Below are 26,997 nucleotides of genomic sequence, written 5' to 3'. Positions count from 1 at the left end.
AGACTGCCCGGCCCTTACCGGCCACCGCCTCGGCGGCGGAGGCTGGCGGGGCCTGCCGACGGGTGCAGGAGCGCCGCCCGGCGCGCACTCCGGACCTCTGGACGAAACATGATCGACAGTGCTCGCGAGAGCAAGGCCTACCTGGTCGGAGGCGGGATCGCCGCGCTCGCCGCCGCCGCCTTCCTGGTGCGGGACGGTGACTTCCCGGGCGAGAACATCCACATCCTGGAGGAGCTCCCGCTGGCCGGCGGCTCCCTGGACGGACGCGGCAATGTGGGCGGAGCCTACGTCGCCCGGGGCGGGCGGATGCTGGAGGACGAGGCCTACACCTGCCTGTGGGACCTGTTGGACACGGTTCCCGCGCTGGAGCGCGAGGGTCTGAGCGTCCGTCAGGAGATCCTGGACTTCAACGAGGAGATCCCGACCGCGGCCCGGGCCCGGCTGGTCGACCGGGAGCACCGGATCGTCGACGCCTCCCGGCTCGGCCTCGACGCCCACGACCGGGTCGAGCTGGCCAGGCTGCTGGCCACGCCGGAGTCGGTGATCGGTGCCCGCCGGATCGACGAGTTCTTCTCCGAGCACTTCTTCGCCACCAACTTCTGGGCCATGTGGCGTACCACCTTCGCCTTCCAGAACCGGCACAGCGCCATCGAGCTCAAGCGCTACTTCCTGCGCTTCGCCCAGGAGTTCCCGCGTATCCACACCCTCTCCGGCGTCCGCCGCACCCGGCTCGACCAGTACGACTCGATCGTCCGTCCGCTGACCGCCTGGCTGGCCGGGCACGGGGTCCGGATCGAGCACGGCGTCAAGGTGACGGACGTCGACTTCACCGAGGCCGACGGCATCCGCCGGGCCCGGCGCCTGCACCTGGAGCGCGGCGGCCGCCGGGAGACCGTCGAGCTGGACGAGCTCGACCTGGCGTTCATCACCCTCGGGTCGATGACCGCGGACGCGTCGTACGGCGGTGACGACACCGTGCCCGAGCTGGTGCGGGACAAGCGCGACGGCGGCTGGGCCCTGTGGGAGACGCTCTCCCGCAAGGCTCCCGACTTCGGCCGGCCGGACGTCTTCAACGGCGACCTGGCCGGATCCGCCTGGGAGTCCTTCACACTGACGATGCGCAGCCCCGCTCTGCTGGAGCGGATCGAGAGGTTCACCGGCAACGCCCCGGGCACCGGCGCGCTGATGACCTTCAAGGACTCCCCCTGGCTGCTGTCCGTCGTCGTTCCGCACCAGCCGCATTTCTCCGGCCAGCCCGAGGACGTGTTCACCCTGTGGGGCTACGGGCTGTTCATCGACGTCCCCGGCGACCACACCGACACGACGATGGCCGGGTCGACCGGCCGGGAGATCCTCGACGAGCTGCTCGGTCAGCTCGGCTTCGACGACATCGCCGCCGAGGTCCGTGCCACCAGCACCGTCACCACGGTGCTGATGCCGTACATCACCAGCCAGTTCGCCCCGCGGGCGCCGGGCGACCGCCCTCGGGTGATCCCGCACGGTGCCCGGAACTTCGCCTTCCTCGGCCAGTTCGTGGAGATCCCGCAGGACGTGGTCTTCACCGTCGAGTACTCGGTGCGCGGTGCGATGCACGCCGTCCACGAGCTGCTCGGCCTGGACATCCCGGTACCGCCCGTCCACCACGCGCTCTCGGACCCGCGGACCGCCCTCCGGGCGCTCAAGGCCTCGTTCGCCTGAGTCCGTCGAGTCCGCCCCCGCCGGACCGGACCACCGCACGACGGACCGGTCAGGCAACCGCCCACCGCCACGACCATCCGATCCATCACACCCTGGAGAACGATTCCCATGACCCAGTACCTGCTCGCCGGTATCGACGGCTCCCCGGAGAGCACCGCAGCCGCCCGGTGGGCCGCCGACGAAGCCGTCCGCCGCGGGCTCGGCCTGCGGCTGGTCCACGCACAGACCTGGCTCGACGACCTCCACGCGGACCGCACCCGGCCGGCGGACGTACGCGCCCTGACCCAGCGCATGCTCGCCGACGCGCAGCAGGAGGTCGGGCGTGCCCACCCCGGCCTGGAGGTCCTGGCCGAGGTCATCGGCGTCGGCGGCGAGCCGGCCGACGAACTGGCCGAGGCTGCCAACGCGGCGGACCTGCTGGTCCTCGGCTCCCGCGGCCACGGTGGGTTCGCGGGGCTGCTGGTCGGCTCGGTCGGCCTCGCCGTCGCCGCCCGCTGCGAGGTGCCCACGGTGCTCGTCCGTGCCGACGGGATCGCCCGCCCGGCGGGTCCCGGCGGCCGCGAGGTCGTGCTCGGCGTCGACACCCGCGCTCCCTCCGACGAGGTGATCGACTTCGCGTTCCGCCAGGCCTCCCGGGTCAACGCCGTACTGCGCGCCGTCCACGGCTGGACGCCGCCGCCGGTCTGGGGGTACGCCGGGTGGGTGCCCCCGCAGGTCGAGTCCGACCGGTTCCACGCGATCGAGGCCGAACTGCTGACGGAGGCGCTGACCGGATGGCGCGAGAAGTACCCGGACGTCGCGGTGGTCGAGGACTGCCGGCTCGGCACCGGCGCGTCGGCCCTGGTGGACGTGTCCGCCGATGCCGCCCTCGTGGTGGTCGGGCGTCGCCGGCGCCCGCACCGTGCCGGGATGCGACTCGGGCCGATCGCGCACGCCGTCCTCCACCATGCGAAGGCACCGGTCGCCGTCGTCCCGCACGACTGACGGAGCAGGCGGGCCGGGGCGCGGCAGGAGGTGGGTCCACCGCCTGCCGCGCCCGTCCGGCGTCTCGGCGTCCGCCTGCGCCAGGTGTCCGGCTTCGGGGCGTCCCGGCTCAGCCCCGCCACGGCACGCGGAACAGCGCGGAACCCGGGACGGGCCGCCCCCGTCCCGGCGTCGGTGAACGGACGGAAGTCGTGATCCGTCGCCTCCATCTCGAAGACCGCGGTGCGGGAGGCGGCCAGGGCAGATCATGGGACTGCGGCGGTCTCCCCTTCGGCACCGTCACACGACGTGCAGCCCGTGCGTCGCGAACACCGCACGGGCTGCGGCCGTCTGCTCGTGGGTGGGCACCGGGGTGTCCGCGAGCGTGAACTCCTGGCCGAGTGCGCGCCACTTCGCCGTGCCGAGCTTGTGGAAGGGCAGGACGTCTACCCGCGTGACGTTGCCGAGCGAGGCGGCGAAGGCCGCGACGCCCTCGACGTTGCCGACGGCGTCGGTCAGGCCGGGGACGAGGACGAAGCGCACCCAGACCTCCTTTCCGAGATCGGCCAGACGCCGGGCGAAGTCCAGGGTCGGAGCCGGATCCTGACGGGTCAGGTGCCGGTAGAGCGCCCGGTCCCAGGACTTGATGTCCAGCAGGACCAGGTCGGTGTCGGCGAGCAGCTCGTCGCTGGCTCGGGCACCGAGGAAGCCGGAGGTGTCCAGCGCGGTGTGAAGGCCGAGTTCGTGCCTGAAGCGGTGCAGCAGCTCACCGGCGAAACCCGGCTGGAGCAGCGGCTCGCCGCCGCTGATGGTGGCACCCCCGCCGGCGGCGTGGATGAACTCGACGTATTTGGCGGCCTCACCGACGACCTCGTCCGCCGGGGTGCGTCGGCCGTCTCTCATGTGCCAGGTGTCGGGGTTGTGGCAGTACAGGCAGCGAAGAGGGCAGCCGTCGAGGAACGCGACGAAGCGGGTGCCCGGGCCGTCGACGCCGGTGGAGAGGTCCCAGGAGTGGAGAATCCCACCGGCCTGCCGGAGGGGGGCGGCGGCCACGGCGGTGTGGCGCGATGTGCTTGCGGGAAGGGCGGGTTCAGCCATGGCGGTCTCCGGAAGAGCCGGATGCCGGCGCCCGGTGGTCGGGGAGGGCGCCGGCATCACGTGGGTGGTCGCGCCTACAGCGCGTCGTGGAAGGTGCGGTTGACCACGTCGAGCTGCTGCTCGCGGGTGAGGCGGACGAAGTTGACGGCGTAGCCGCTGACCCGGATGGTCAGCTGCGGGTACTTGTCGGGGTGCTCCATGGCGTCCAGGAGCGTCTCGCGGTCCAGGACGTTGACGTTCATGTGGAAGCCGTGGCACGTGAAGTAGCCGTCCAGCGCGCCCGTGAGGTTGGTGATCCGCTCCTGCGGGGTGCGCCCGAGCGCGTCGGGGGTCACGGTGTTGGTGAGCGAGATGCCGTCCTCCGCGAATTCGTACGGGAGTCTGGCCACCGACATGGCGCTGGCGACGTAGCCGTGCCGGTCCCGCCCGTTCATCGGGTTGGCCCCCGGCGAGAACGGCCGGCCCGCCTTGCGGCCGTCCGGGGTGGCACCGGTCTTCTTGCCGTAGACGACGTTGGAGGTGATGGTGAGCACGGACTGGGTGTGCTCGGCGTTCCGGTAGGCGGGGTGCCTGCGCACCTTGGTCATGAACGTCCGGACGAGCCGCACCGCGATCTCGTCGGCCCGCTCGTCGTTGTTGCCGTAGGCCGGGTACTCCCCCTCGACGGTGTAGTCGACGGCGAGGCCGCTCTCGTCGCGGACGGGCCTGACCTTCGCGTACCTGATGGCCGACAGCGAGTCCGCGGCGACCGCGAGGCCGGCGATGCCGCAGGCCAGGGTGCGCCGGACGTCCCGGTCGTGCAGGGCCATCTCCAGTCGCTCGTAGGCGTACTTGTCGTGCATGTAGTGGATGACGTTGAGGGCGTGGACGTACGTCCCGGCGAGCCAGTCCAGCTGCTGGTCGTAGCGGGCCAGCACCGTGTCGTGGTCGAGGACCTCGTCCGGGATCGCGCCGGTGTCGGGGCCCACCTGGGCACCGGTGAGTTCGTCACGGCCGCCGTTGATCGCGTAGAGCAGGGTCTTGGCGAGGTTGACCCGGGCGCCGAAGAACTGCATCTGCCGACCGACGGGCATCGCGGAGACGCAGCACGCGATGGCGGTGTCGTCGCCGAAGCGCGGGCGCATCAGTTCGTCGGACTCGTACTGGAGGCTGGAGGTGTCGATCGACGCCTTGGCGCAGAACTCCTTGAAGCCCTGGGGAAGTTGCGGGGACCAGAAGACGGTCATGTTGGGTTCGGGGGCCGGGCCGAGGTTGTAGAGGGTCTGCAGGTAGCGGAAGGAGGTGCGGGTGACCAGCGGACGGCTGTCCTCGCCGATGCCGCCGATCGACTCGGTGACCCAGGTCGGGTCGCCGGAGAACAGCTCGTCGTACTCGGGGGTGCGCAGGAAGCGCACGATCCGGAGCTTGATCACGAAGTCGTCGACCAGCTCCTGGGCCTGCTCCTCGGTCAGCAGCCCGGCTTCGAGGTCGCGCTGGAGGTAGACGTCGAGGAAGGTCGACGTGCGGCCGAGCGACATGGCCGCGCCGTTCTGCTCCTTCACGGCCGCAAGGTAGGCGAAGTAGAGCCACTGGACCGCCTCGTGGGCGGTCGAGGCCGGCCCGGAGATGTCGTGGCCGTAGCCGGCGGCCATCCGCTTGAGTTCGTCCAGTGCCCGGATCTGTTCGGCGAGTTCCTCCCGTTCGCGGATGAGCTCCTCCAGGCGGCCGGCCTCGCACGCCGGGGCGTCCAGTTCGGACTTCTCGGCACGCTTGGCCTGGATCAGCCGATCGACGCCGTAGAGCGGCACGCGGCGGTAGTCGCCGATGATCCGGCCGCGGCCGTAGGCGTCGGGCAGGCCGGTGATGACGCCGGCCTTGCGCGCGGCGAGGATCTCGGGGGTGTAGGCGTCGAAGACGCCCGCGTTGTGGGTCTTGCGGTACTCGGTGTAGACCCTTTCGAGCTCCGGCGAGACCGGGTAGCCGTAGGTCCGCAGCGCGCCGGCGACCATCCGCCAGCCGCCGTTGGGCATGATCGCCCGCTTCAGCGGGGCATCGGTCTGCAGCCCGACGATCAGCTCCCTCTCCCGGTCGATGTATCCGGGCGCGTGCGCGGTGATGCTCGACGGGACGTCGTACGCCACGTCGTACACGCCCTTGGCGCGCTCCTCGGGGAGGCGGTCGGTGATCTGCTGCCAGACCGCCAGCGTCCTGCTGGTGGGACCGGCCAGGAAGCTGCCGTCGCCCTCGTACGGGGTGTAGTTGTGCTGGATGAAGTCGCGCACGTCGACGGCGTCTCGCCACAGGCCGCCCTGGAAGCCGTCCCAGGCGTTGCGAGTGGTCGGCTCTGTCTGCTGGGCAGTCATCTCTCCCGCTCCCCTTTCGATGTCCTCGCCACCATGGTGGTCCGCCGGCCGTCTCGGTACTTGTCCGGAACGTCCCCGGTTGCAGGGCCGTTGGTCCCTCAGTCGCGCGCGCCGCCCTGCGCGATGTCCCGGCGGCTGAAGCCCCCGATACCGATCGTGGCGAAGATCAGGCCGACCCCGGCCAGCAGGGCGCAGTGGCTCCACCGGATGCCGTTGGCCAGCGGTTCGCCTCCCAGGTACCAGTGGAACGGGGAGAGGTACTGGCTCCAGTGCAGGCCGTTGATCTGCGGGAGAAAGGAGTCACCCAGGTAGGCGACGACGGTCAGGTAGCCCCCGCCGGCGGTCGCGTACGTGCGGCGGCCGGTCCAGGCACCGATGCCGAAGGCGATCGAGGCGAAGCAGCAGCCGAACAGGACGAGCTGGAAGGTCATCGCGGCCAGGTTCGCCGTGCTCAGGGCCGCGAACCCGGCCGGCACCCGGATGGCCAGCTCGACGACCAGGAGTACCGTTCCGGCCAGGAGGATGGCGGCCAGCACCGCGAGCCACCGGGACACGGCCAGCCGGACCCGGCCGACCGGGTGGGCCAGCACCAGTTCGAGCGTTCCGGCCTCCTCGTCTCCCGCGATCGCTCGGGCGCCGGCCGAGACTGCGAAGACGGCGAGCAGGATCGGGACGAGCAGCCCGTAGACCGTCGATCCGAAGTAGCCGGCCACGGTGCCGTAGTCCTGTAGGTGGAACGCGTCGCGCAGTGCCTCGGGGAACGAGTCGATCGCGCCGGCCAGGCCCGAGTTCTTGCCCATGACCGGCCACATCGAGGAGTACATGGCCGCGACCGCGGTGATCGACAGCGCCCAGCCCAGAAAACCGCGCCGGTTGTCCCTCAGGTACTTGCGCAGTACGGTGATGCTCACGATGCCGGGCCCTTCGTTCCGTTCCCGTGGGAACCGTGCTCGTAGAAGGTGAAGAAGATCTCCTCCAGCTCCGGCTCCTCGGCCAGCAGGCCGGTCACCTCGAACCGGGCAGCGGTCTTCACCAGGGCGTCGGGACTTCCGGTGAGGATCGCCCGCAGCACGCGGCCACCGTCGGCCGCCCCGGTCACGGTGACGTTCCGCAGCCCGGGCAGCCGGTCGAAGACCGCGGTGTCGATCTCCGAGGCGAAGGCGATCTCGATCGTGCGGTGGGCCGACCGGCGCAGCTTCTCGACGTCCGCGACGCTGACCAGTTCGCCGTCACGGATGATGCCGACACGCCGGCAGGTCTGCTGCACCTCGCTCAACACGTGCGAGGACATGAAGACGGTCTGGCCGTTGCCGGCCGCCTCCTGCACCATCTCGACGAACCGCTGCTGCAGGAACGGGTCCAGACCGCTGGTCGGCTCGTCCAGGATGAGCAGCTCCGGGCTGTGCATGAACGCCTGGACGACGCCGATCTTCTGCCGGTTGCCCTTCGACAGGGCGCCGATCCGGCGGCTCAGGTCCAGGTCCAGGCGCTCGGCGAGTTCGGTGATCCTGGCGGCCGGGACACCGCCGCGCAGGTCGCCGAGGTAGGTCAGCGCCTCGTGCCCGGTCTGTCGGCCGTCGATCCGGAAGTCCCCGGCCAGGTAGCCGACCCTGCCACGCGTTTTCGTGCTGTCGCGTGGATCGGCGCCCAGGACGCGCAGCGACCCGGCGGTGGGCCGGAGGAGGTCGAGCAGGAGACGGATCATCGTGGTCTTCCCGGCGCCGTTGGGGCCTAGGAAGCCGAACACCTGGCCGCGTTCCACGGCGAGGTCGAGGCCGGCCAGGGCGGTCCTGCCGGTGCGGGCGTTGCCGTACCGCTTGACCAGCCCGGTGGCTTCGATGGCGAGGTCGGTCATCGCCTCATCCCTCTCTTCTGTACTGCCGCGGGCCCCTGTCCCGCCCGGATCTCCGACGGGGCCGGGCGCCCGCCGGGCAGGACGGACGGCTGCCGGGTGCGCAGTCGAGTGGCACGGACGCGGGGGCGGGAGGTCCACGCGCTGCAGTCCCTGCGACGATGCCCCGGAAAGCGGTGCCGGGAACACCGGGCGGGTCGGCGGCCCGCTCGTGGCCGGCCCCGGCCCGGCGCGAACCTCCCGACGGGCCGGGGTGTCGGTCCTCGGTTGTGGCTGCCGCAGCAGGCCTGGCACATGACTTGCTGCAGGTCGGCGAGCAACGGCAGCCGGGGTTGGCCGATGCGCCGGCCTTCATCGCCTGCCGCGGCAGGACCGTCGGGAAGACCTCCTCCGTCGGCCCCTGTCCCCGGACGCAACGGGGCCGTCCACCCACTGCTCCTCGACCGCCGCGGTCATATCCTGCGTGCAGCCCCAGCAGGGCCGCGAGTACGAGCCCCGAGTGACGGCGCCACGCGGGACCCCTCGCGTCCGCGGAACGGCGGGAGCCGGGGACGGCCCCCACGCCGCCCCCGGCTCTCTGGTGCCCGGTCGCGCCCCCACAGCAGCCGGGCCCGGCGCCCGCGTCCTTTATGACACGGGAGTGATGAGGCCGTAGTGACCGTCGTAGCGGTGGTACAGCACGTTGCCGCGGCCGGTGGCGGCGTCGGTGAAGAACACGAACGGGAGGCCGCTCAGGTCGAGGCGCGCGACCGCGTCGGCCACGGCGAGCCGCGGCACGTCGAGCTTGCTCACCGGCAGGCCCGGCACCGGTTCGGCCTGCGGCTCGGTGGTGGCCAGCCGGTAGCGTTCGTCGGCCGGGTCGCGGTGGACCACACTGTCGCAGCCGCTCGCCGCGTCGGTGAACAGGTGGAAGTCGTAGTCCATGACTTCCAGTTCGAACACCGCCTCCCAGGCCGTCTGCCGGGCCAGACTGTAGGACTTGTGCCGCACGATCCGCCGCTCCTGCCCACTGCGGGAGTGGCGCTGCGGTCGGTGCTCGTGCCGGGCGCCGTCCGGCGGCCCGTCCGGTGCGCTCGCGTGCTGGCGGTGGTGGTCCCGGTGGTCGCGGACACGGGCGATCCGGGTGTTCAGGCGGTCCTGGAGGAGGTCGACGGCCTCCTGCATGGTGGCGGCGGCCACGTGGGCGCGCACCGGCCTGCCGTTCAGGTCGACGACGGCTTGGGCGAGCGACGGCTTGGCCATCGCGTGGTTGGGCTCCTGGGTGAGCTTCACCCGGGCGGCGAGGACCGGCCCGTCCAGGCGTCCCAGCACGGCGAGCATCTTCGTCCGGGCGTAGTCGGGCGCGGCCAGGGTGACCTCGCCGCGGGTCTCCACCAGGACCTCGGTGTCGGGCGCGGTGTGCAGACGGTTCATCACAGTTCCCTTTCCTGGTGGGTTCAGACTGCCGCGTGCGGTGCGGCCGGGCCGTGGGCCGAAGGTCCCGCCGGCAGAGCCGCAGGTCCCCGGTCACCCGGTGCGGGCAGTGCGCGGACGGTGGTGCCGGTGGTGCCGAGGAGCGCGCCGAGGGCGTCGTCCAGCGGGCCGATGGCGGCGAGGTTGCCGGTGCGTTCGGCGAACGCCGCGGCGGCCTCGGCCTTGGGGCGCATCGATCCCGCGGGCAGGTCCAGCTCGTGCAGCCGGCCGGGGGTGACGGTGGTGAGCGGGCCGGGGTGGGCCGCGCCGAAGCGGGTGAACACGTGGGTGACGTCGGTGAGGATCAGCAGCGCGTCGGCGTCGAGCTGTTCGGCGAGCAGGGCGGCGGTGCGGTCCTTGTCGACCACGGCCTCCACGCCCCGCACCTGGCCGGTGTCCGGGTTGTGGACGACCGGGATGCCGCCGCCGCCGGCGGCGATCACGACGGCTCCGGTCGCCAGCAGGGCGCGGATGGCGGGCACTTCGGTGATGGCCTTGGGCAGGGGCGAGGGGACCGTGCGGCGCAGGTGGTCGCCGTCGCGGCCGGTGGTCCAGCCGCGGTCGAGCTCCATCATCCTGGCCTGGTGGTCGGTGAGTTGGCCGCCGATGAACTTGTCGGGGTGGTGGAAGGCGGGGTCGTGGGGGTCGACCTCGGTGTGGGTGACCAGGGCGGTGACGGAGCGTCCGGGCAGGCGGCCGGTGAGTTCGCGGGCGAGCAGGGTGCCGATCATGCCCTGGGTCTGCGCGCCGAGGACGTCCAGCGGGTAGGGGACGGTCAGGGCCGGGTCGCTCTCGCTCTCGACGGCGAGCAGGCCGATCTGCGGCCCGTTGCCGTGGGTGATCACGAGTTCGTGTCCGGCGAGGACGAGTTCGGCCAGTGATCGGGCGGCGTCGTGGACGTGGTGCTGCTGGACGGCGGCGTCGGGGTGTTCGCCCCGCTGGAGCAGGGCGTTTCCGCCGAGTGCGGCGACGATGCGCATGGTCAGTCCCTCCCGAGGGTGGCGACGAGGATCGCCTTGATGGTGTGCATGCGGTTCTCGGCCTGGGTGAAGACCAGGGAGGCGGGCGACTCGAAGACCTCGTCGGTGACCTCCAGGCCTTCCAGGCCGTGTTCGGTGGCGAGTTCGGCGCCGAGGTCGGTGCGCCGGTCGTGCAGGGCCGGCAGGCAGTGCAGGAGGGCGGTGTCCGGGTTGCCGGTGGCGGCCATGGTCTTGGCGTTGATCTGGTAGGGGAGCAGCAGGTCGATGCGCTCCTTCCACCGGTCGTGGTCCTCGCCCATCGAGACCCAGACGTCGGTGTAGAGGTAGTCCGCGCCGCGCACGGCGTCCTCGACCTGGTCGGTGAGGGTGAACCGGGCGCCGCTCTCCTGCCCGAGCAGCAGGCACTCGGAGACCAGCAGCGGGTCGGGCCACAGCTCGCGCGGGGCGGCGATCCGCACGTCCATGCCGAGCAGGCTTCCCATCATCATGAGGGAGTTGGCGGTGTTGTTGCGGGCGTCGCCCAGGTAGCAGAAGGAGATCTGCTCCAGCGGCTTGCGGCTGTGCTCGCGCATGGTGAACACGTCGCACAGGCTCTGCGTGGGGTGGCACTCGTCGGTCAGGCCGTTGTAGACCGGCACCCCGGCGTGGGCGGCGAGTTCGGTCACGGTGTCTTGGGCGAAGCCGCGGTACTCGATGCCGTCGTACATCCGCCCGAGCACCCGGGCGGTGTCGGCCACCGACTCCTTGTGGCCGATGTGGGAGCTGTCCGGGCCGAGGTAGGTGGTGGTGGCGCCCTGGTCGGCGGCGGCGACCTCGAAGGCGCAGCGGGTGCGGGTGGAGTTCTTCTCGAAGATCAGCGCGAGGCGCCTGCCGGTGAGGTGCTGGCGCTCGGTGCCGGCGGCGCGGGCGGCCTTGAGGTCGGCGGCTAGGTCGAGCAGGTGGTGGATCTCGGTGGCGCTGAAGTCGAGTTCGCGCAGGTAGTGGCGGCCGTGCAGGGTGGCGGTCATGGCGGTGTTCCTCCTGGTGGGGTGGCTAGTTGGCGGGGTCGCGCTGGATGGGGCAGCTCATGCAGCGCGGGCCGCCGCGGCCGCGGCCCAGCTCGGAGCCGGCGATGGTGACGATCTCGATGCCCTGCTTGCGCAGGTAGGTGTTGGTGGTGGTGTTGCGCTCGTAGCCGACGACCACGCCCGGTTCCAGGGCGAGGAAGTTGGAGCCGTCGTCCCACTGCTCGCGTTCGGCGGCCCGTACGTCCTGCTCGGCGGACAGGAGGCGGACCTTGTCCAGGGCGAGCGCCTCGGCGAGGGAGGCGGCGAGGTCGGTGTCGGGGGTGACGTCGAAGCCGGCGGGGCGCTCGGGGGCGGGGGTGAGGGTCCAGGAGCGCAGCCGGTCGGCCAGGCCCGGGTAGACGGCGAAGGTGTCGCGGTCGATCATCGTCATGACGGTGTCCAGGTGCATGAACGCGCGGCTTTCCGGAAGCCGCACCGCGATCAGCCGGTGCGCGGTGTCGGTCAGGAACAGCTGCTGAGCGAGGGCTTCGACGGCCTGGGCGGTGGTCCGCTCCCCCATCCCGACCATGACCACCCCCGGGGCGAGGACGTGCACGTCGCCGCCCTCCAGGCTCAGGCCGGGGGCCGTGGTGGTGCCATCGAGCAGCGGGGGCGGGGCTTGCGCGAACAGCGGGTGGAAGCGGTAGATCGCGGCGGTGTGCAGGGTCTCGCGGCGGCGGGCGGGCTTCGCCATCGGGTTGAGGCTGTAGCGTCCGCCGATCCAACAGGAGTTGTCGCGGGGGAAGAGGTGGTTGGGCAGGGGCGGCAGCGCGAAGTCCTGCGCGCCGAGCGTGTGCCAGGCCAGGCTGTGCGGGTTGCGCAGCGGCAGGTCGGTCTTGAGGACGCCGCCGATCAGGTACTCGGCCAGGGTCTGGCTTTCGAGTTGCAGGCACAGCTCGTGGACCGGCTCCACCAGGGCGGGGCCGACGGTGGCCGGGGTGACGACCTGGCCGAGCAGCCAGGCCCGGGCCGGCGCCAGGTCGAGCGTCTCGGCGAGCAGGTCGGCGTAGTGGTGGACGCGCACGCCGTGGTCGCGCAGCACCTGGGCGAAGGCGTCGTGCTCCTCGCGGGCCCGCTTGGCCCACAGGATGTCGTCGAAGAGCAGTTCGTCGACGTTGCGCGGGGTCAGCCGGGAGAGCTCCAGGCCGGGGCGGTGCAGGATCACCTGGCGCAGGCGCCCGGCCTCGGAATCGACACGCAGGGTGGACATGGGTGGTGCTCCTTCGGAGGTTCAGTGCTGGTGACGCGCGGTCAGTGCGCGGCGCAGGATGGTCGGCAGGCTCACCGGGCGGGCGGTGCGGGCCGCCTTCGGCACGGGCGCGGCGGTGGGGACTGCGGGCTCGGCGGGTCCGGTCGAGGCTGCGGTCCGCGCCGCGGTGTTCGGGCGCTTCAACCAGATGTAGACGGGGATGCCGAGCAGGATGGTGAACAGGCCGTAGTAGACGGTCTGGTAGCCGCTGCCCTGGATCGACCAGTACGAGAAGACCAGGGCGAGCAGCGCGACGGTGACGTCGCGGGCGAAGCGCCGCCGCTCCAGCTCCTGACGGCCGCGCACCACCAGCCAGTACAGCTGCGCGGCGGCCGAGACCAGGTACGGGATGACGGCGGTGAGCACGCTCAGGAGCACGATCTCGGTGAAGACCTTGGTGAAGCTGGTGTAGCTGACGACGGTCAGCACCGAGGCCAGGAGGGTGGCCGAGACGATGCCGAAGGCCGGTACCTCGCTCCGGCCCCGGGTGCCGGTGAAGGCGGCCGGGAAGAGCCCGTCGCGGGCGGCTGCCATCGGCATCTCGGCACAGATGAGGGTCCAGCCGTTCAGTGCGCCGAGGCCGGAGATGATCGCCGCGGCGGCGACCAGGTTGCCGGCCCAGTGGCCACCCGCGATGTTGTTCATGGCGTCGGTGAACGGCGCGGTGGAGGAGCCGAGTCGGGCGTGCGGGACGGTGCCGAAGACCGCCAGGGTGCCGAGCAGATAGATCGCGGCACAGGCCAGCGTGCCGTACACGGTCGCCCGCGGCACGTTCCGCTTCGGCTCCCGGACCCGGCCGGCGGCCACCGAGGCGGTCTCCAGGCCGATGTAGCTGAACAGCGCGATCGCCCCGGCCGCCGACACGGCGCCGAGCGCGGAACCTCCGCTCGCGTTGAAGGCGCCGAAGTTCCCCGCCTTGATGAAGAGCAGGCCGGCGGTGGCCATGAACGCCAGCGGCAGGAACTTCAGCACCGTGGTGACCACCTGGAAGGCACCGATGTTGCGCACCCCGGTCAGGTTGACGATCGCCGGCACCCACAGGCCCGCCAGAGCGATCCCGACCGAACCCCAGGTGTGGTGCCCCTTGTTGACGAACACCTCGACGTAGCCGACCCAGGCGACCGCGATGGCCGCGTTCCCGGCCCAGGCGGTGATCCAGTACGACCAGGCGGTGAGGAACCCGGCGAACTCGCCGAACGCCTCCCGGGCGTAGACGTAGGGACCGCCGCTGCCCGGCACCCGCTCCGACAACCGTCCGAAGACCATGGCCAGTGCCAGCGCGCCGATCGTCACCAGGACGAACGCCACCAGTGCGATCGGCCCGTAGGGAGCGAGCGCGGAGGGCAGCGCGAACACTCCCGTGCCGATGATGCTGCCGACCACCAGAGCGGTCGCGGCGGGAAGCCCGAAGCCGCCACCGCGCCCTCGCGGGCCGTCGGACGCCAAGTGCTGCTGTGGACCTTCGCGGTCGGGTGCGGACATCGGGGCTCCTTCAGGATGCACTCGGGGAGGTCGACGGGACCGGTTCTCCCGTCGCTCACGGTGACGATCCTCGGCGCGCGGCCCGGCCCGGCCCCAGGGACCATCGGGCCCTGATCACGCGGCCACCGGTCCCCTCCCCCGCGCCCCGGTGGTCCCGACGAACCGGCTCGGCGGCTACGTCCCGCCCGCGCTCCCATGCCCTCCGGGACCAGTGGCCCCGTCCTCGGCCCGGTCGGTCCCTGTGCCCGCCCGCAGCACCGGGGACAGAGTTCTCCCGAACGCAAGGCCCGCCGGAGGTCCTGACCACGCATCCGGCCGACCCCCGTGAAGGAGAGCACCGATGACCAAGCACGTCCTGGTCGGGATCGACGGATCCGCGCACAGCGAGGCCGCTGCCCTCTGGGCTGCAAGGGAGGCGGTCCGCCGCAGCGTCCCGCTGCGGCTGCTGCACGCCCGGCCCTGGCTAGGCCCTCAGGATGCCGAGGACACCGGCGACCCCCGGCCCCGCGACCTGCGCCCGGCTGCTCTGCAGATGCTGGCGGGCATCACCGAGCGCATCCGCCGGGAGCACCCGGCGCTCGTGGTCGACACCACCGTGATCGGCGACGACCCGGTCGATGCGCTGGTCAAGGCCGCCGAACGGCAGGAACTCGTCGTCCTCGGCTCACGCGGCCTCGGCGGCTTCGCCGGGCTGCTGGCCGGGTCGGTCCCGCTCGCGGTGGCGGCGCGGGTCGGCACCCCGATGGTGCTTGTCCGGGCCGATCGTCAGACCTCCTCCCACGACGGCACGACGAACCCCGGAGAGATCGTGGTCGGGGTGGACCCCCGTCAACCCCCGGGTGCCGTGCTCGCCTTCGCGTTCGCCGAGGCCACGCGGCGCGGCGCGCACCTGCGGGCCGTTCACGGCTGGGACCCGGTACCGCTGTGGGCCGCCGCGAGCTGGATACCGCCCCGGTCGGAGATCGAGGCGCGCGAGACTGCGCTCCGGCGGCAGCTCGCCGAGACACTGGCCGCAGCGCGGACCGCGTACCCGGAAGTCCCGGTGGTCACCGAGATCCGGCGCGGCAGCTCGGCGCACGCCGTCGTCGCCGCGGGGGAACGGGCCGAGCTGGTCGTCGTCGGCCGCCATGATCGCCACCACTCCCTGGGTATGCGGCTCGGTCCCGTCGCGCACGCCGTGCTCCACCACTGCGCCGCCCCGGTCGCGGTGGTCCCGCACGCCTGAGCCCGTCCCGCCCCGTTCCGACCGCGCACCGACCGCAGAAGGGCCTCCCGATCATGACCGGTACTCCCCTCAGCCGTCCCACCAACCCCTGGCACCGAAGCCTGCGCCGGGCGCTCGGCGCCGAAAACAACGAGCTGGCCCGGCCTGAGGACCGGGCCCGTAGCCGCACCTGGCTCCTTGCCGCCGTCGCGACCGGACTTGCCGTCCTGCTCGGCGGCATGGCCGCCTGGAACGACTTCGCCTCCGCCCAGCCTCGCGCCGCCGCCGCAGCATCGCGCCTGCACCACCTCGAAGCCGTTCTGCTCACCCGCGCCGGTTCCGCGGCCGGCAACGCGGATGCGGCGGCCACCCGCTACCAGGCCACGGCCACCTGGACGTACCCCGCCGGACAGTCGCACACCGGAATCGTGGAGCTCAACCACCGGGCCGACGCGAACTCCACCGTCGGCGTCTGGGTCGGTGACACCGGCCGCCTCGCCACGGCCCCGCCCAGCACCGCCGACCTTGTCTCCGACGCCGTCTGCCTCGGCCTGTTCGTCCTCGGCCTCCTCCTCGTTCTCATCGCCTGCGGCCTGAGCCTGCGGCTGAGCTCCCTCGACCGCCGCTCCGACGCGGCCTGGCAGCGCGCCTGGGCCGAGACCGAGCCCGTGTGGACCGGACGCACCACCCACCGACCCGGCAGCGGCGGGCCCCGGCTCGGCTGAACCCGACGCCGCACACACCCACCCGGAAGGGTGGGTACCCCCTTGGAACCCACCATTCCCGACGGCGGCCTCGCCCGGGCCCTCAGCAGCACCTCGGCGGCGGCCACCGTGGCACACGCAGCGCACAACACCAGCCTCCCGCAACAGACTTGACCGAGGAGAGAACCATGGCCGCCCACCACCCCGCCGCTCCCCGCCTCACCCGCCGGATCGACCCCGAGCTTCGGCACCCGGTCGCCGACGCCCCTCGGGACGCCGCGGCCGGCACGGTCCTGAGCACCGCCGCGGTTCGCGCACTCGCCGTCGCCCGCGTCGGGCTCGGCCTCGTCTTCCTCTGGGCCTTCCTGGACAAGACCTTCGGTCTGGGCTACGCCACCCCCGGCGCGCGGTCATGGGTCAACGGCGCTTCGCCGGCCAAGGGCTTCCTCGGCCACGTGTCGGCCGGTCCGTTCCAGTCGGCCTTCCACCACCTGGCCGGTCAGGCCTGGGCCGACCGGCTGTTCATGATCGGCCTGCTCGGGGTCGGCCTGGCCCTTACCGCCGGTGTCGGCCTGCGCGTCGCCGCCGCCGGCGGCACCCTGCTGCTGGCCATGATGTGGGCCGCAGAGTGGCCGCCCGCCCGCCACCTCGCGAACGGAGCCGCCAGCGGATCCACCAACCCCGTCGCCGACTACCACCTCGTCTACGCCCTGCTGCTGATCGCCCTCGCAGCCACCAGCGCGGGCGACACCTGGGGGCTCGGCCGCCGCTGGGCCGTCCTGCCGATCGTCCGCGACCACGCCTGGCTCCGTTGAACCATCTCACCAGGCCGGCCGCGGTCACCACCGTCGCGGCCGGCCGTTCCGCTGTTCCCGGATCGCCCCTCCACCGGGAGCGCCCCGGATCGGTCGGCGCGCCAGCCCCGGCCACGCCGCCGCCACCACATCCGACGTATCGGGGCGAGCACCTGACGGCCCGACGAGGACCGACAATCCGGTCCCCGGGCTGGCATAGGGCCGTTCGGCCCTATGCCAGCCCTCGGGCGCCCGGCAAACTACGCTCAGGTCCGACGCGACCCGCCGCAGGGCGGATCCTTGAACATGGAGCGGTGATGACGGACAGCTCGGCAGCCGGTGTGAGCAGCCCGGTGAAGGTGTTCCTCCTCGACGACCACGAGGTGGTCCGCCGTGGCGTGCACGACCTGCTCGACGCCGAGTCCGACCTGACCGTGGTGGGCGAGGCCGGCACGGTCGAGCAGGCGATCGCACGTGTCCCCGCGCTACGCCCCGACGTCGCGATCCTGGACATGCGGCTCCCCGACGGCGACGGCGTGACGGTGTGCCGGGAACTGCGCTCGCGGATGCCCGACCTGGCCTGCCTGATCCTCACCTCCTTCGACGACGAGGAAGCCCTGCTCGACTCCATCATGGCCGGCGCCTCCGGGTACGTCCTCAAGCAGATCAGCGGGACCGATCTGGTCTCCGCCGTCCGCACGGTCGCCTCCGGACAGTCCATGCTGGATCCCGGCGCGACCACCCGACTGATGGCCAGGCTGCGCGGCGACGCCGCCGTTGCGCAGGCCCCGGCCTTTCCTGAACTCACGGACCGTGAGAGGGAGATCCTCGCCCTGATCGGCGAGGGCCTGACCAACCGTCAGATCGGCGAGCGGCTCTACCTCGCCGAGAAGACCGTCAAGAACCACATCTCCCGGCTGCTGGCCAAACTCGGGGTCGAGCGGCGCGTCCAGGCCGCCGTCATCGCCACCCAGGCCACGGCCGCCCGCGACCACGCCGCCGGCCACCCGGGCCGATGAGCAGGACGGTCCCCTGAAAGCCGCGAGGGCCACCGGTACGCACCGGAGCCTTTCGACAGCACTCGGGGGACCATCGGCCCCTCTCCCCGGAACCGGTTCGAGGCGACCATCGATGCCATGAAGTCAGATCAGATCCCGTCAGCCGATCACGCGCCGCTGGACGAGCAGCAGTGCCTGCGGCTCTTGGCCGCAACCCCGGTCGGCCGCGTCGTGTACACCATCGGCGCGCTTCCGGCCGTGCTCCCCACGCGCTATCGCCTCGGCGCCGACGGCAGCGTCCTCCTACGCGCCGCCGCGGGATCCGAACTGGTCCGGGCCGTGTCAGGCGCCTTGGTGGCCTTCGAGGCGGGGGACGTCGACGTGTCGGACGGCAGTGGCTGGAGTGTCACCGTGCTCGGCCACGCCGACGTCGACCACGGCCCGGCACCCCACGATCCCGCCCTGCCCCGGCACCTTGGTCAGGTGTCGATCCGGATCCGCGCGGAGCTGGTGACCGGGCGGACCCTGCCGGCTTCCCGGCCCTGCCGAAGCTGAGGGCCGAACCCGGCGGCCCCAGCCGGTGGTGACGCTCAGTCGCCCAGCGGCGCGGACCACACCAGTCGCGCTCCGCCCCCGGGCGGGCTCGACAACTCCAGGACCCCGCCGAGGGCCTTGGCCCGCTCCGCGAGGTTGCGCAGGCCGCTGCGCCGGCCCTGCGCCGGGATGCCCACACCGTCGTCCTGCACCGTCAGCACGACCTGCGTCCCCGTCGCCTGCAGCACCACCTCGACCCGCCCGGCCTTGGCGTGCCGCGCCGCGTTGCTCAACGCCTCGCCCAGGACGGCCACCACGTGGTCACCGACCGCGGCGGGGACGTCGGTGTCCAGCAGGCCCTCCATGCTCAGGCGCGGCGCGAAGCCCAGCACCGCCTGCGCCGTCTCGACAACCTTCACCGCCCGGGCCCGAAGCCCGCTGCCGGCCGTGTCGTCCCGGGCCTGGAGTCCGAAGATCGTCGACCGGATGATCTTGATCGTCTCGTCCAGGTCCCCCACCGCCCGCAGCACCCGGTCCGACGCCCCCGGATGCTCGATGAAGCGGGCGGCGCTCTGCAGCGTCATACCGGTGGCGAAAAGCCGCTGGATCGCCAGGTCGTGCAGGTCCCGGGCGATCCGGTCGCGGTCCTCCAGCATCGCCAACTGCTCCGCGTCCCGGCGCCGGTCGGCCAGCTCCAGTCCCAGCGCAGCCTGATCGGCGAACCCGAGCAGCGGTCCGATCTCCCGCTCGGTGAACAGTGCCTCCCCCGGACGACGGGCCAGCAACAGGACCGCGTCGATATGCCCCTCCGCCCGCCCCAGTGGCACCGCCACCGCCGGGCCCAGTTCCTCCGCCCGCCGCGGATCGCCCGTCAAGGCCGGGTCGGTGGCCAGGTCCACCGTGGTGACCGGCCTTCCCTGTGTGCAGGCCGCTCCCGAGAGGGTGCCCTCCCGCAGGACCACCAGGCCGGCGCGTTTCCGGGCGTCGCCACCGAGCGCGAGCTCGAGCCGCAACGTCCGGCCGTCGGCCTCCGGCACGACGATGTCCCCCAGTTCGGCGCCGGTGATGTCCCGCGCCCGCTGCGCGATCAGCTCGACCACCTGGGAACGCGAACTGCCCGACAGCAGGCTGCGGGTGATCTCCGCACTCGCACTCAACCAGCTCTGCTGGCGCTGCGCCTCCTCGTACAGCCGCGCGTTGTCGATCGCCACCCCGGCGGCCACCGCCAACGTCGAGATCACCGACTCGTCGTCGGCGTCGAAGTCCTCCCCACCGCGTTTGTCAGTCAGGTAGAGATTCCCGAACACCTCCTCGCGCACCCGCACGGGCACCCCGAGGAAGGTCCGCATCGGCGGATGGTTGGGCGGAAATCCGAAGGAAGCCCGGTGCTGCGACAGGTCCTCCAGCCGCAGCGCCTCCGGGTGGCTGATCAGCTCACCCAGCAGCCCCTTCCCGGTCGGGTAGGACCCGATCCCGGCGATCTCCTCAGCCGACATCCCCACCGTCAGGAATTCCGAGAGCGACTCCCCGTCCGGGCCGATCACCCCAAGCGCCGCGTAGCGGGCGTCCACCAGGTCCGCCGCCGCCTCCACGATCCGTCGCAGCACCTGCGTCAGATCCAGCTCCCGCCCGACCGACAGCACCGCTTCCAGAAGGCTGTGCACCCGGTCCCGCGTCCCACGGGCCGCGTCGATCCGCGCCTGCAGCTCCTCCAACAGCTCATCGAGCCGCAGCTGCGGAATCCGCGAGCGCGCCACATCATCCCCACCCACGACGGCCTCCTCCAGCCCCGGTACCCGCACGGCACCGGTACCCGCGACAGATTCTCGCAGACGAACCGAAGGACGGCAGGGGGCTCCGGTGCTGTCCGGGGCACCCCGAGCGTCCAAGGGGGGCGCGTGCCACCGCGAGGGCAGCAGGTCAGCGTCGCCCGACCCAGCAGTCCGAGGAGATTCGATCCGCGTCACACCTTGGGCGGCCCCTTCGCGGATCGGGCGCCGACCTGCCGCTCTTGCTGCGTCGCGGATGGGGCCGCCCGCTTGGGTGCGCGAGGCGTCAGTGGCCGGCGGCGGGCGTGCCGGTGGCGAGTTCCTCGGGGTCGGCGCCGGTGCGGGCATCGGCGGTGCGGCCACCCCGGACCTCCGGGAGGGGCCCTGCGGTCCGGCGTCGTAGGTGCCGGTACCGGTACCGCGGTGGGAGAGGCTCTCCACAGCGTCGCCGGGAACGTCCTGGTCCTCCTCCTTCGCGGCCCGGGCGGGGCGGGGAAGGACGGAACTCGGCTCACGGGCGCCCCGGCCCCTACCCGAAGTCGAGCACCGCCGCACGTCCGGCGACCGGGCCGAGAACCTGTCCGGGCATCGTGAAGGTCCAGGTGGTGCCTTCGTTCAGGACCGCTTCCGACTCGGGCGCAGCCATCCCGCCCAGGGCGGGGCGTGGTCCGCCACCCCCTGTCGGAGTTCGGCGTTCACGAAGCCACCGTCAGCACGACCTTGCCCTGGAGGTGGCCCTTCGCGGCCCGCGCGTGTGCGTTGGCCGCCTCGGACAGCGGGTAGGTGCTGTCCACCCCGACCTGGAGCTTCCCCTCGTCGAACAGGCGCCCGATCTCGGCGAGCTGAGGGCCGTTGGAACGCACCTGAATGTTCGAGACCGTGATGCCCAGACGGGCCGTCTCTTCGGGGTCGTACGGGGCGAAGAACACCGGAAGCATGGTGCCGCCGCGCCTGAGCACGGCCAGGAAGCGTGAGCTGTCCGGGCCACCGACGGTGTCGATCACCAGGTCGACACCGCTGACCACGTCCGCGGCCTGCGTCCTGGTGTAGTCGATGAACTCATCGGCGCCGAGCCCGCGCAGGAACTGCTCGTGCCGGCCCGAGGCCACCGCGATCACGTGTGCCCCCTTCCACTTCGCCAGCTGCACCGCGAAGTGGCCCACTCCGCCGGCGGCCCCGTTGACCAGCACGGTCATCCCCGGCGTGATCGGCACCGGCCGGTGCACCTGGCCGGTGAAGGGAGACGGCACGTCGTGGCCGAGGTCAACCAGGTACTGCCAGGCCGTGAGCACGGCCATCGGCGCCCCGGCCGCCCGCACGTGGTCGATGCCGGCCGGCTTGTGGGCCAGGTCCGAAGCCGGCGCGGCCACGTACTCGGCGTACGTCCGGCCGTCGAATCCGGGGAACCGCAGCATGCCGAAGACCTCGTCACCGACGGCGAACCCCCGCACGTCCGGAGCGACCGCCTCGACCACGCCCGACACGTCCGTCCCGGGGATCAGGGGGAACTCCAGCGCCGGCCTCATCTCCGCCGGCATGACCTTCAACCCCTCACGCAGGTACCAGTCGGGCGGGTTGATGCCCGCCGCGTGCACCCGCACGAGCACCTCGCCCGGGCCGATCCCGGGAACCGGCACCTCGTCATACTGCAGAACCTCCGGGCCGCCCGCTTCGTGGAACTGGATCGCCTTCATCGCACCTGTCTCTTTCTCGGGGATTCGTTGCTCCTTCAGTCAAGGCCCGGGACGGCACGACCGTCCAAGACCGGTTCGGCAACCCGATCATTCCGAAACAGCATGACGCGTACGCTGGAGGGGTGAACGACCTCGGACAGGACCTGGAACTGCGGCTGGTGCGCTACTTCACCGTGGTGGCGGCGCACCAGCACTTCGGCCGGGCCGCCGCCGACCTGCACGTGGCCCAGCCGGCGCTGAGCCGCCAGATCCAACGGCTCGAAAGGCATCTCGGCGCACGACTGCTGGACCGCGTACCCCAGGGCGCTCGGCTCACCCCGGCCGGCCAGCGGTTCCTCCCGCAGGCCCGAGCCCTGCTGCAGGCCGCCCGCCAGGCCGAACTGGCCGTACGTGAACAGGCCGAGACCGAAAGCATCGTCATCGGCTACGTCGAAGACCTGGTGATCACCGGCGCCGTACGGGAACTGCGCCGCCGATACCCGGCCGCCGAGATCACCACCCGGCACCTGAGCTGCCGCGACGTCGGGGCGCTGTCCGACAAGCGCGTCGACGCCCTGATCGCGCGGGCCCCACTGCCGTTCGCCGCCGACGAGGTGCTCACCGTCCCGCTGTACGAGGAGCCCCGGATGCTCGCGGTCCCGCGAGACCACCCCTTGGCCGACCGCGCGTCGGTGAGCGCGGAGGAACTGGCCGGCGAGGAGGCGGCGCCGTGCGCGTTCGAGACCGCGGACTGGACTTCCTACCGGCTCCTCGGGGCCGACGTGCCGCCGATCGAGAGCTACCAGGACAAGCTCGAACTCGTCGCGAATGGCAGGGCGATCGCCGTACTACCGGTCGGCGATCGGCGGAGCTCACTGCGTCCCGACCTCGTCACCGTCCCGATCGAGGGCGCTCCCCCCAGCCAGGTCGTCCTGGTCAGCCGCAAGGGCGACCCGAATCCGATGATCAGGAATCTCCGGCTGGCGGCCGAGGCCGTCCTGACCGCCCCGGCAGCCTGACAGTCCCCGGCTGAACAACTCGGCGCCGGCCGCGAGCCCTCGGGACTGCCGTCGTACGGTGTGATCGTGGGTCGGCCACGCGTAGGCGGTCCGCCGGCTGCCGGCCGCTGGTGCGGTGGCTACGCCGTGGTGAGAGCGGGGAACTGCGGTGGCTGCTCCGGTGACCGCTCGGTCAGGTACTTCTGAAGGTCGCGGTGGAGGAACATGTAGCCGCCGCCGACGCGCCGCAGGAGAACTCTGTCCTCGCCGCGCAGCATGAGCGCGTCCAGGTCCCTCGGCAGCAGCCTCGACTTGCGGGCTCCGTAGTGGGCCGCTCGGTGCCGCAACCAGGCCCGGCCGGGCCCGGCGGTGAGCATGAAGGCCATCGTGACGGGAAGCGCCGAGACCGGTGCGTGCCAGGATCCGTGCAGGAGCGCCAGGAGCACGGCGCCGACCGTGACGGCCCCCAGCAGGACCGACAGGAGGAGGAGCAGACGGCGCACGGAGGCGTCGAGTGCTCCGCCGGTGCCGGCCGGTGGCTTCGTGTGGTCCGGGACGGTGCCTCCGCTCAGCACGCCGCCCAGTCCGAGGACGCCGGCCACCGACAGGCCGGCCGGCGCAGACGCGCCGGCGAGGAGCAGCACGGATCCCACCAGGCCGCCGAACAGCAGCCAGGTGATCAGTCCATGACCGGCCCTGCGCGGTGACCACGTCCAACTGGAAGCCGCGTAGATGCCGTAGGTGTCGTGGCCCACGACCGGGGTGAAGAGCCGCTCCGCGAGGGCCGACTGGAACAGCACGCCGAACGAGAGTGCGACACCCCCGCCGAGCACCAGGGCCGCCACGGCGGCAGCGGCCAGGGCTCCACGGGAGCCGCCCACGAGTGCACCGAGCGGCGCGGAGGAGAGCGCTCCGACCAGGGCGGCCAGTCGTCCGCCGACCAAGCCGGTGCTGGTGTGGTCCCACCCCAGCCATCCGGCGATGCGGGAGACGGGCCCGCGCTGGCGGGTCAGCGGCCAGGCCGGATTGCGGTCGGGCAGCCACATCGGTGTCAGGAGGTCGGGGTAGAAGATCGTCTGACCCTGCCGGGTCATCAGCCGAGCGAGCCAGACGAGGTGGTAGTACGTGTCCTCGGGAGTGGGCGGAGTGGTGGCGCCCGAGCGGTCCGCAGAGCCACGCAGCGCTCGGACGCGGACGAGCATCCGGTGGACGTACAGACCGAAGAGGACGTCCCGGTGGTCGCCTGCCGGCATCCGCGTTCCGGGTGAGAGACGGGCGAAGGCGAGGACGGCCACGCCGAGCATCAGCGGCGTTCTCAACAGCGCGGCCAACTCGTCGTCCTCACGTACCGCCAGGGCCAGCGCGGCGGTGCTGTCACCGCCGCTGGACAGCACCTGACCCACCTGGGCCTCGCTGAGCGGCAGGACGCGTACCGCCCTGGACACCGAGACCCTCCGGCCGAGCTCCCGGAACTCATCCGTCCGGCAGGTGATCACCACGCCGCACGACGAGAACTGCGGATCGGTGCAGAACGTCTCGAGGTCGGCGAGACACTGATCGCGCTCCGCCTCACCCGTGACCTCGTCCAGCCCGTCGAGGAGGAGCAGCACCCGGCCCGTCCGCAGCCACGACGTCATGGTCGCCGTGTCGATCACGTACCGCTGCCGCGCCTCCGCACAGATCCAGTCCGCGAAGCGACTCTCCCGGTTCTCCTTCGCCCAGGTGGAGAGCAGGAGCACGACGGGAACCGCGGCCAGGTCGTCGCGCCGGGCCTGCTCGAGCTGGTCCTCCGCCAGCGAGAGGAGATGGGTGGTCTTCCCCGCGCCGGGATCGCCGATGACGAGCGACCGGCCCCGGCCCCGCTCACCGAGCAGCGAACTCAGCCGCGCCTCGGGCATCAGCTCACCGTCGGTCAGATCCTGCAGCCCCACCGACCCGTACGGATCCCTGACCGCGTCAGGTTGGTCGGCGAGGCCGATCTCCAGCCGGACGGACCGCTCGAGAGCGTTGTGCAGTGCCCCGCGCACCCAGAGCCGATCGGTCTCCCCGATCAGATGCTCCCGCGCGGTGACATCCCCGGCCGCATGCCCCATCCCTCGATCCTGACGAACACCGGCCCAGTGTGTCCAGATCACGAACAGGACAGCCGAAGCTGCCACGACGACGGTGACGAGCCACACATCGGTGACGTCCTCCCCGTTCGCCTGCGCGTACGCGGCCGCCCCGCAGAGCATCAGCACAAAGACGAACAGCATCGCGAGAGGGACCCGGACAGGACGGCGTGCCGGAGCCTGCCCGCCGTGGATGAAGACGCGCTGGTCGTAGACCTTGGCATACTTGCCCACTGCGTTGTGGTCGCTGCCTGCGCCGACCACCGAGTTCCCGTCCCCGTCGACCCGGACATCGCCGACGGTGTACGTCTCGCAGCTCTCCTCCCTGCCCGGATCTCCCTGGTCCGGGCGGGGCCCCCGGGCGTTGTCGCCCGTCAATCGTGATCGATTTCCGCGTCGTCCCCCATGGCATTGTGATGCGCATCGGAACCGGCGACGCTATTGCCGGATCCGCGCACTTCCAGACGGCTGTCAGCGGCAGGTCCGGACGCCGGAGGGATCGGCTGCCCGGGAACGCCGCGGATCGCCTCGTAGTGGGCGGTCACCGAGCCACGACCCAGCGCATTGTGATGTGCACCGGCTCCGGCCACCGTGTTGTTGTTGCCGCGTACGACCGTCGAGGCCGGGGAAGGCGCCGTACGCAGGAGGGAGATCAGCGCAGCCAGTGCCCCGGCCAGCGCCGCCACCGCTCCGCCCACCGCGATCCACCGGTCGGCGGTCGTCGCACTTGCCAAGGCGGCCACCAGGATCAGGCCGACAACAGCCGCACCACACACCCCGACAATCGCCCACATGACCACGCGCCGCATTGTCGTCGACATGCACCACTCCCCGAGATTGCGGGTCGTTCGGAACCGCCGGCGTCTGGCGTTTCCGACGAGGTTAGCGAAAGCGGTCCCGCGCCGGGAAGAATTCTTCAAATCCCGTCCCGCCGAGCATTGTTGGCGGGTTCTCGTCATGCATACCGCCACCTGCGGCTCACTGCCGCGGCATTGGCTCGCACACGCGAGCGATCGAGGTCGCCTTTACACCTGCTGGTTCCTGTGATCGGCTTTCCCGGCCACGACTCGGATCAGCTCAGCGGCACGCGGCGCCACGGACCTGGTAGGCCCCGGCGCCGGATCCACCACCCCGGCGAACCGCCAGGAGGCCGTCACGGGCCCCGCCGGGTCTGGCCTGAGGCCGGCCGCCGGCGGCGGGCCGAGTGGCGGCCACGCCTCACCCCTGCCGGAACGGACCAGTTGCCGGGCGGCGATCGTCCTGAACGCCTGCCCCCCTGGGGGGACCGGTCCCGCGCCGCTGCCGTCGCCGCAGGGGTGTTGCAAAAGTCCGGTGATCTTGTAGGTGTGAAGGTCAGATGCCCAGGAGGTCGAGCGGGCGAGTGAAGGGCTGGTAGGAGACATGGCGGAGGCCTGCAGCGATGTTGCGGTGCCCGGCGGCGCGGAGGGTGTTGATCGCCAGGTTGCGCAGGGTCGCCATGTTCTCGGGGCCGTGGCCAGTGCGGATCTTCGAGGCATCCTCGGCGAAGGTGGTGTCGCGGACGAAGTGGAGCCGGTTCTCGATGGTCCGCTGCGAGCGGACGAGTTGGCCGAGCCGCTGGGGTGAGGCTTGCCGCGAGGTCAGGTCCGTGATCGCGCAAACGGTCTGGCGGCTGACGGTGCCGGTCCTGAGGTCGGTCCGATGCCGCAGGATGCGCACGGCCTGGACCGCGTGGGGGAAGTCCAGGCCGAGGTAAGTGACGGTGAGGGCTCTGGTCACCCGTGTCTCCCTGCGACCGTGGCCCGTCTCGCGGTCGTAGCGGCGCGCGGTGACGTCGCTCCACGGCAGCGACCGCAGTCGGCGGTGCAGTCCGGGCTGGTTGCCCTTGACCACGAGCAGGTAGTGGGCCTTCTCCTCCTCGACCAGGAACCGCACATGGCCGCGCTGGGTGTGCAGGGCGTCGGCCGCGACCGTGACCTCGGTCAGGTCGAAGGGCGCCAGCAGCGAACGGGTGACGCACCCCTCGACGCCGACGCGGATCCGGCAGCAGCCGCAGCCGCTCCACCAGTGG

The 26,997-nt window shown here is 71.9% G+C and carries 22 protein-coding genes; 8 read left to right on the top strand and 14 right to left on the bottom strand.

All coding sequences use genetic code 11. The annotated features are described in order from the left end of the window. Positions 1-108: 108 nt before the first annotated feature. Positions 109-1,698: an oleate hydratase gene (locus ACIOFR_RS24930; RefSeq protein WP_401000914.1), complete on the top strand. Its 1,590-nt coding sequence runs from the start codon at positions 109-111 to the stop codon at positions 1,696-1,698. A gap of 108 nt (positions 1,699-1,806) precedes the next feature. Next, on the top strand, positions 1,807-2,682 hold the full coding sequence (locus ACIOFR_RS24925; protein ID WP_401000911.1) for a universal stress protein: 876 nt from the start codon (positions 1,807-1,809) through the stop codon (positions 2,680-2,682). Positions 2,683-2,961: 279 nt separating this feature from the next. On the opposite strand, the gene pflA is transcribed toward ACIOFR_RS24925, so the two are convergent. The 9 genes from pflA to ACIOFR_RS24880 form a co-directional block, all read right to left on the bottom strand. After that, on the bottom strand, positions 2,962-3,759 hold the full coding sequence (gene pflA / locus ACIOFR_RS24920; RefSeq protein WP_401000908.1) for a pyruvate formate-lyase-activating protein: 798 nt from the start codon (positions 3,757-3,759) through the stop codon (positions 2,962-2,964). Between the two features lie 74 nt (positions 3,760-3,833). Beyond that, a complete protein-coding gene (pflB, locus tag ACIOFR_RS24915; protein WP_401000905.1) occupies positions 3,834-6,101 on the bottom strand; it encodes a formate C-acetyltransferase in 2,268 nt (755 codons plus the stop codon). Positions 6,102-6,199: 98 nt separating this feature from the next. After that, complete coding sequence (locus ACIOFR_RS24910; protein WP_401000902.1) at positions 6,200-7,012, bottom strand: ABC transporter permease subunit; 813 nt, start codon at positions 7,010-7,012, stop codon at positions 6,200-6,202. Beyond that, complete coding sequence (locus tag ACIOFR_RS24905; protein WP_401000899.1) at positions 7,009-7,956, bottom strand: ABC transporter ATP-binding protein; 948 nt, start codon at positions 7,954-7,956, stop codon at positions 7,009-7,011. Before ACIOFR_RS24905 ends, ACIOFR_RS24910 begins: the two co-directional genes overlap by 4 nt. A gap of 624 nt (positions 7,957-8,580) precedes the next feature. Beyond that, positions 8,581-9,366 carry an HPF/RaiA family ribosome-associated protein gene (locus tag ACIOFR_RS24900; protein WP_401000896.1) on the bottom strand — a complete coding sequence of 262 codons (786 nt, stop codon included), beginning with the start codon at positions 9,364-9,366 and terminating at the stop codon, positions 8,581-8,583. Between the two features lie 23 nt (positions 9,367-9,389). Next, entirely contained in the window at positions 9,390-10,385 is a 996-nt protein-coding gene (locus ACIOFR_RS24895) for a carbamate kinase (protein WP_401000893.1), read from the bottom strand. Positions 10,386-10,387: 2 nt separating this feature from the next. Next, positions 10,388-11,392, bottom strand: a complete 1,005-nt coding sequence (argF, locus tag ACIOFR_RS24890) for an ornithine carbamoyltransferase (protein WP_401000890.1) — start codon at positions 11,390-11,392, stop codon at positions 10,388-10,390. 25 nt (positions 11,393-11,417) lie between these two features. Next, positions 11,418-12,641, bottom strand: a complete 1,224-nt coding sequence (locus tag ACIOFR_RS24885; RefSeq protein WP_401000887.1) for an arginine deiminase — start codon at positions 12,639-12,641, stop codon at positions 11,418-11,420. A 21-nt stretch (positions 12,642-12,662) separates the two neighbouring features. Beyond that, a complete protein-coding gene (locus ACIOFR_RS24880) occupies positions 12,663-14,063 on the bottom strand; it encodes an amino acid permease (protein ID WP_401000977.1) in 1,401 nt (466 codons plus the stop codon). A 439-nt stretch (positions 14,064-14,502) separates the two neighbouring features. On the opposite strand from ACIOFR_RS24880, the gene ACIOFR_RS24875 reads away from it, so the two are divergent. The 5 genes from ACIOFR_RS24875 (at position 14,503) to ACIOFR_RS24855 (ending at position 18,417) form a co-directional block, all read left to right on the top strand. After that, positions 14,503-15,387, top strand: coding sequence for a universal stress protein (locus ACIOFR_RS24875; RefSeq protein WP_401000884.1), 885 nt, complete (start codon positions 14,503-14,505; stop codon positions 15,385-15,387). Between the two features lie 53 nt (positions 15,388-15,440). Continuing rightward, positions 15,441-16,091, top strand: a complete 651-nt coding sequence (locus tag ACIOFR_RS24870) for a hypothetical protein (protein WP_401000881.1) — start codon at positions 15,441-15,443, stop codon at positions 16,089-16,091. A gap of 167 nt (positions 16,092-16,258) precedes the next feature. Further along, entirely contained in the window at positions 16,259-16,885 is a 627-nt protein-coding gene (locus tag ACIOFR_RS24865) for a hypothetical protein (RefSeq protein WP_401000878.1), read from the top strand. Between the two features lie 296 nt (positions 16,886-17,181). Continuing rightward, positions 17,182-17,883: a response regulator gene (locus tag ACIOFR_RS24860; protein WP_401000875.1), complete on the top strand. Its 702-nt coding sequence runs from the start codon at positions 17,182-17,184 to the stop codon at positions 17,881-17,883. A gap of 117 nt (positions 17,884-18,000) precedes the next feature. Then, entirely contained in the window at positions 18,001-18,417 is a 417-nt protein-coding gene (locus tag ACIOFR_RS24855) for a pyridoxamine 5'-phosphate oxidase family protein (RefSeq protein WP_401000872.1), read from the top strand. A gap of 35 nt (positions 18,418-18,452) precedes the next feature. Here ACIOFR_RS24855 and ACIOFR_RS24850 read toward each other — a convergent pair whose 3' ends face one another. Further along, a complete protein-coding gene (locus ACIOFR_RS24850) occupies positions 18,453-20,168 on the bottom strand; it encodes a GAF domain-containing protein (protein ID WP_401000869.1) in 1,716 nt (571 codons plus the stop codon). A 692-nt stretch (positions 20,169-20,860) separates the two neighbouring features. Continuing rightward, positions 20,861-21,859 (bottom strand): NADP-dependent oxidoreductase, encoded by a 999-nt coding sequence (locus ACIOFR_RS24845; RefSeq protein ID WP_401000866.1) that lies wholly within the window; start codon positions 21,857-21,859, stop codon positions 20,861-20,863. Between the two features lie 122 nt (positions 21,860-21,981). Between ACIOFR_RS24845 and ACIOFR_RS24840 the strand changes: the two genes are divergently transcribed. Then, entirely contained in the window at positions 21,982-22,857 is an 876-nt protein-coding gene (locus ACIOFR_RS24840) for a LysR family transcriptional regulator (RefSeq protein ID WP_401000863.1), read from the top strand. Positions 22,858-22,976: 119 nt separating this feature from the next. On the opposite strand, the gene ACIOFR_RS24835 is transcribed toward ACIOFR_RS24840, so the two are convergent. The 3 genes from ACIOFR_RS24835 to ACIOFR_RS24825 all read right to left on the bottom strand — a co-directional run bounded on the left by ACIOFR_RS24835 (position 22,977) and on the right by ACIOFR_RS24825 (position 26,930). Then, positions 22,977-25,325, bottom strand: coding sequence for an NACHT domain-containing protein (locus ACIOFR_RS24835; protein WP_401000860.1), 2,349 nt, complete (start codon positions 25,323-25,325; stop codon positions 22,977-22,979). Further along, positions 25,322-25,768 (bottom strand): hypothetical protein, encoded by a 447-nt coding sequence (locus ACIOFR_RS24830; protein WP_401000857.1) that lies wholly within the window; start codon positions 25,766-25,768, stop codon positions 25,322-25,324. The genes ACIOFR_RS24835 and ACIOFR_RS24830 overlap by 4 nt, the downstream gene beginning before the upstream one ends. A gap of 532 nt (positions 25,769-26,300) precedes the next feature. After that, positions 26,301-26,930 carry an ISAs1 family transposase gene (locus ACIOFR_RS24825; RefSeq protein ID WP_401000976.1) on the bottom strand — a complete coding sequence of 210 codons (630 nt, stop codon included), beginning with the start codon at positions 26,928-26,930 and terminating at the stop codon, positions 26,301-26,303. Positions 26,931-26,997 lie beyond the last annotated feature (67 nt).

It is taken from the genome of Kitasatospora sp. NPDC088346, assembly GCF_044740765.1.
Lineage (GTDB): Bacteria > Actinomycetota > Actinomycetes > Streptomycetales > Streptomycetaceae > Kitasatospora.
This window is presented reverse-complemented; position numbering and strand designations above follow the sequence as displayed.

Bases quoted from the DNA above. Each gene is read 5' to 3' on its own strand.
- ACIOFR_RS24895 (WP_401000893.1), bottom strand. From the start codon at position 10,385: ATGCGCATCGTCGCCGCACTCGGCGGAAACGCCCTGCTCCAGCGGGGC.
- pflA (WP_401000908.1), bottom strand. From the start codon at position 3,759: ATGGCTGAACCCGCCCTTCCCGCAAGCACATCGCGCCACACCGCCGTG.
- ACIOFR_RS24930 (WP_401000914.1), top strand. From the start codon at position 109: ATGATCGACAGTGCTCGCGAGAGCAAGGCCTACCTGGTCGGAGGCGGG.
- ACIOFR_RS24865 (WP_401000878.1), top strand. From the start codon at position 16,259: ATGGCCGCCCACCACCCCGCCGCTCCCCGCCTCACCCGCCGGATCGAC.
- ACIOFR_RS24855 (WP_401000872.1), top strand. From the start codon at position 18,001: ATGAAGTCAGATCAGATCCCGTCAGCCGATCACGCGCCGCTGGACGAG.
- ACIOFR_RS24870 (WP_401000881.1), top strand. From the start codon at position 15,441: ATGACCGGTACTCCCCTCAGCCGTCCCACCAACCCCTGGCACCGAAGC.
- ACIOFR_RS24860 (WP_401000875.1), top strand. From the start codon at position 17,182: ATGACGGACAGCTCGGCAGCCGGTGTGAGCAGCCCGGTGAAGGTGTTC.
- pflB (WP_401000905.1), bottom strand. From the start codon at position 6,101: ATGACTGCCCAGCAGACAGAGCCGACCACTCGCAACGCCTGGGACGGC.
- ACIOFR_RS24845 (WP_401000866.1), bottom strand. From the start codon at position 21,859: ATGAAGGCGATCCAGTTCCACGAAGCGGGCGGCCCGGAGGTTCTGCAG.
- ACIOFR_RS24925 (WP_401000911.1), top strand. From the start codon at position 1,807: ATGACCCAGTACCTGCTCGCCGGTATCGACGGCTCCCCGGAGAGCACC.
- ACIOFR_RS24900 (WP_401000896.1), bottom strand. From the start codon at position 9,366: ATGAACCGTCTGCACACCGCGCCCGACACCGAGGTCCTGGTGGAGACC.
- argF (WP_401000890.1), bottom strand. From the start codon at position 11,392: ATGACCGCCACCCTGCACGGCCGCCACTACCTGCGCGAACTCGACTTC.
- ACIOFR_RS24875 (WP_401000884.1), top strand. From the start codon at position 14,503: ATGACCAAGCACGTCCTGGTCGGGATCGACGGATCCGCGCACAGCGAG.
- ACIOFR_RS24905 (WP_401000899.1), bottom strand. From the start codon at position 7,956: ATGACCGACCTCGCCATCGAAGCCACCGGGCTGGTCAAGCGGTACGGC.
- ACIOFR_RS24885 (WP_401000887.1), bottom strand. From the start codon at position 12,641: ATGTCCACCCTGCGTGTCGATTCCGAGGCCGGGCGCCTGCGCCAGGTG.
- ACIOFR_RS24830 (WP_401000857.1), bottom strand. From the start codon at position 25,768: ATGTCGACGACAATGCGGCGCGTGGTCATGTGGGCGATTGTCGGGGTG.